This window comes from Actinomadura sp. CNU-125 (assembly GCF_001942465.1).
In the GTDB taxonomy this organism is placed as follows: domain Bacteria; phylum Actinomycetota; class Actinomycetes; order Streptosporangiales; family Streptosporangiaceae; genus Spirillospora.
In genome coordinates this window covers 1-3,564 of the sequence record NZ_MKJY01000400.1, presented here as the reverse complement: position 1 = coordinate 3,564, position 3,564 = coordinate 1, and the positions used below count along the sequence as shown (strand labels likewise).

Annotated in this window: 7 protein-coding genes; 6 read left to right on the top strand and 1 reads right to left on the bottom strand. The window is 71.2% G+C overall.

The window, feature by feature from the left end; genetic code table 11:
- The coding region (locus BJF79_RS35025; RefSeq protein WP_262403017.1) for a serine/threonine-protein kinase at window positions 1-637 on the bottom strand (637 nt) is incomplete at its 3' end.
- Window positions 638-786: 149 nt separating this feature from the next.
- Here BJF79_RS35025 and BJF79_RS56240 point away from each other — a divergent pair.
- Genes BJF79_RS56240 through BJF79_RS63075 form a run of 6 tightly spaced genes read left to right on the top strand, consistent with a single transcriptional unit; the run spans window position 787 to window position 3,459 of the window.
- Window positions 787-969 (top strand): hypothetical protein, encoded by a 183-nt coding sequence (locus tag BJF79_RS56240; protein WP_262403016.1) that lies wholly within the window; start codon window positions 787-789, stop codon window positions 967-969.
- Entirely contained in the window at window positions 966-1,172 is a 207-nt protein-coding gene (locus tag BJF79_RS56235) for a DUF1257 domain-containing protein (protein WP_158079382.1), read from the top strand. Before BJF79_RS56240 ends, BJF79_RS56235 begins: the two co-directional genes overlap by 4 nt.
- Complete coding sequence (locus BJF79_RS35015; RefSeq protein WP_075903883.1) at window positions 1,172-1,369, top strand: DUF2997 domain-containing protein; 198 nt, start codon at window positions 1,172-1,174, stop codon at window positions 1,367-1,369. Before BJF79_RS56235 ends, BJF79_RS35015 begins: the two co-directional genes overlap by 1 nt.
- The gene (locus tag BJF79_RS35010; RefSeq protein WP_075903881.1) at window positions 1,360-1,857 is read left to right on the top strand and encodes a 4Fe-4S single cluster domain-containing protein; all 498 of its coding nucleotides are present in this window, start codon (window positions 1,360-1,362) and stop codon (window positions 1,855-1,857) included. The genes BJF79_RS35015 and BJF79_RS35010 overlap by 10 nt, the downstream gene beginning before the upstream one ends.
- Window positions 1,858-1,912: 55 nt before the next feature.
- Window positions 1,913-2,734 carry a hypothetical protein gene (locus BJF79_RS63080; protein WP_262403015.1) on the top strand — a complete coding sequence of 274 codons (822 nt, stop codon included), beginning with the start codon at window positions 1,913-1,915 and terminating at the stop codon, window positions 2,732-2,734.
- A complete protein-coding gene (locus BJF79_RS63075; protein WP_262403014.1) occupies window positions 2,725-3,459 on the top strand; it encodes an AAA family ATPase in 735 nt (244 codons plus the stop codon). The genes BJF79_RS63080 and BJF79_RS63075 overlap by 10 nt, the downstream gene beginning before the upstream one ends.
- The last annotated feature ends 105 nt before the right edge of the window (window positions 3,460-3,564 follow it).

The following is a 3,564-nucleotide window of genomic DNA, read 5'->3' as shown; positions in this document are numbered from 1 at the left end:
TGAGGTCCGGGCCGGTGCGGGACGCGTAGGGGCGGTGGCCGGTGACGCACTCGTAGAAGACGCACGCGGCGGCGTAGACGTCGGCGGCGGGGCTCGCGGGTTCGCCGCGCCACTGCTCGGGCGCCATGTAGGCGGGGGTGCCGACGCGGCCGCCGCGGCCGGTGCGGGCGGCGACGCCGAAGTCGATGAGCTTGCTGAGCCCGTCGGCGCGGACGACGACGTTGGCGGGCTTGTAGTCGCGGTGGACGACCCGGTGCGCGTGGGCGGCGGCGAGGCCGAGCAGCGAACCCTTCAGCAGCAGCAGGGACGCCTCGGGGGTGAGGGCGCCGTGGTCGGCGAGGATGCGTTTGAGGGAGACGCCGTCGACGACCTCCATCACGATCGCGGCGCCGGTCGCGTCCTCGAACAGGCGGTACAGGCGCGCGACGTTGGGGTGGCGGACGGCGGCGAGCATCCGCGCCTCGTGCCGGAACAGTTCCTTGGCGGCCGGGTCGGCGCCGTCCGGCAGGTATTTGATCGCGACGGGCGGGCCGCCCGTCACGTGCCGGGCGAGGACGACCCGGCCCTGCGTGCCCCGCCCCAGTTCGCGCACCTCGCGGAAGCCCGAGATTCCCCAGCTCATCGCGGTCGCCCCCATTTGTCGGCTGCTCTTTGGGACGCCCGAACCCCGGGAACGGTTCGGCGGGGCATCGGAGGGTGTCGGGGAGACACTGTGCGGAGAAATGCCTGTTCGGTGTCATAGCCCCGCAATATGCTTGCGGTGCTCGCGATTTCGGGAGGTCGGGGTTGTCGCATTTCACGAGGGTGCGGACACGGTTCGCCGACGGGACGGTGCTGCGGCGCGCGCTGGCCGAGATGGGCCACGAGGCGCAGCCGGTCGGCAAGGGCGTGCGCGGATATCTGGGCCAGCGGACGGACGCGGAATTCAAGATCCGTCCCGAGCGGGGCAAGACGAGATCGGGTTCGTGAAATCGGATCGCGGTTACGAGGTCGTCGCCGACTGGTGGGGCATTCGCGAGACGACCGAGGAACGGTTCGTCCGGGAGCTGAAGCAGAAGTACGCGCTGGTCAGCACGGTGTCGACGCTGCGGGAGCGCGGGTTCGAGATCGATCGGCAGAGCACCGAGGATTCCGGGGAGATCAGGGTCGTGCTCCGGCGGGTGGGAGTGTGATGGACGAGACCGTCGAGGTGACGATCAAGCCGAACGGCAAGGTCGAGATCCATGTGACCGGCGTCGACGGCATGAGCTGCCTGAAGACGACCGAGGAGCTCGTCGAGATGCTCGGCGGCGAGGTCGAGACGCAGGAGCTGACGACCGAGGCGTACAACGAGACCGGGGAAGAGCAGCAGGACCGGTTGTGGCACTGACGTGGCGGGTGCACGCCACACTGTCGCGGAGCGCCGCGAACGGGCCGGGGACGCGTTTCGTGGTGTGGGCGCAGGGCTGCACGCTGGGCTGCCCGGGCTGCTTCAATCCCGAGACGCACGGTGCGGGCGGGGACGTCCGGACGGTCGAGGAGGTCGCGCGGGAGGTGCTCGCGACGTCCGGGATCGACGGGGTCACGGTGAGCGGCGGCGAGCCCCTCGAACAACCGGCGGCGCTGCGGGAGTTCTGCGCGCTGGTGCGTCCGTCCGGTCTCGGGATCGTGGTGCTGACCGGTTTCGCGCGGCGTGAGATCGAGGCGGACCCGGAGCTGTCGGCGGCCGTCGAATCGGCCGACACGGTCATCGCCGGCCGGTTCAACGCCCGGCTGCGGCTGGGCGCCGGTCTCCGCGGCTCGTCCAACAAGGAGTACTGGGCGATCACGGACGGTACGCACCGGCCGATTTCGCGGACGTCCCGGAGAGCGAGGTAGTGATCTCGGCCGACGGGACCATTGCGGTGACGGGCATGCACGCATGGGGAGACCGATGAGCGTTCACGATGATCTGAACCTGTACCTGCGGGCGCGGGTGCCGATGATCGTCCTGGTGACGGTGGAGGAGCAGCGCGCGCTGGAGGTCCTCAACGAGGTGCGGGTCGGACGGGACGCGTCCGCGAAGTCCGACCTCGTCATGTGGGACGTCGCGCGGGGGCTGGTGTCGCGGGACGGGCGGCCGATGCCGACGGCGGCGACGCCCGACGCGGCCCTCGACAAGATCGCCGAGCTGACCCGCGACAACCCGAACCGCAAGGACCTCTACGTCCTGAAGGACTTCCACGAGTTCTGGCACAAGAGCCCGGCGGTGAAGCGGAAGCTGCGCAACCTCGCGCACAGCCTGGTGTCGACGTACGCGTCGCTGGTGGTGACGACGTACTCGCCGGACGTCCCGGCGGAGCTGGGCGACGACGTCGTCGTCCTGGACATGCCGCTGCCGGGCTTGTGGGAGCTGCGCCAGGACCTGGACGAGCTGATCCGGCAGACCCGGGTGGAGTGCGACCTGACGCACCACGGGCGGTGGCGGCTGGCGCAGGCGGCGCTGGGGCTGACGGCGACGCAGGCGCGGCGGGCGTTCTCCAAGGCGATCGTCCGGGACAAGGTGCTGGACGAGCTGGACATCCCGGCGGTGCTGGAGGAGAAGAAGGCGGTCATCCGGTCGTCGCAGGCCCTGGAGTACTACAGCTCGGAGGAGACGCTCGACGACGTCGGCGGCCTGGAGCTGCTGAAGGAGTGGCTGACGCTGCGGGAGAGCGCGTTCGGCGAGGAGGCCGCGAAGTTCGGGCTGCCCGCGCCGAAGGGGATGTGGCGCTGATCGGCATCCCGGGGACGGGCAAGAGCCTCACCGCGAAGATGATCAGCGGGCTGTGGCGGCTGCCGCTGCTGCGGCTGGACGTCGGCGCGCTGTTCGGCTCGCTGGTGGGCGAGTCGGAGGAGCGGCTGCGGCTCGCGCTGAAGATCACCGAGACGGTGTCGCCGTGCGTGCTGTGGATCGACGAGCTGGAGAAGTCGATGGCGTCCGGCGGGCTGGACGGCGGCACGTCGCAGCGGGTGTTCGGCACGATCCTGACCTGGATGCAGGAGAAGACGTCGCCGGTGTTCGTGGTGGCGACGGCGAACGACGTGCAGGCGCTGCCGCCGGAGACGCTGCGGCGCGGCCGGTTCGACGAGGTGTTCTTCCTCGACCTGCCGACCGACAGCGAGCGCCGCGAGATCCTGAACGTGCACCTGCGCAAGCGGCTGCGCGACCCGGCGGTGTTCGACGTGATGCGGCTGGCGCGGCTCGCGGACGGGTACGTCGGCGCGGAGATCGAGCAGGCGATCGTCGACGCGCTGTACCGGGCGTTCGCGGACGGCCCGCGCGACATCACGACCGAGGACGTCGCGGCGGCGCTCGAACGGCTCGTCCCGCTGAGCCGGTCGCAGCGCGAACGCATCGAGGACCTGCGGTCGTGGCTGCGGGACGGCCGCGCCCAGTCGGCGTCGTTCGCGGAGGCGTCGCAGGCCGCCGAACATCAGGTGCGGCTGGAACTGGCTTGACGTCCCGGGCGGAGGCGCGGGCGGAACCGCAGGAGGAAGCGACACCGGCGGAACCGCGGGCGGTGCGGCGGGCCGGGCGGCGGGCGGCGGTGTCCGCCGGGCGGT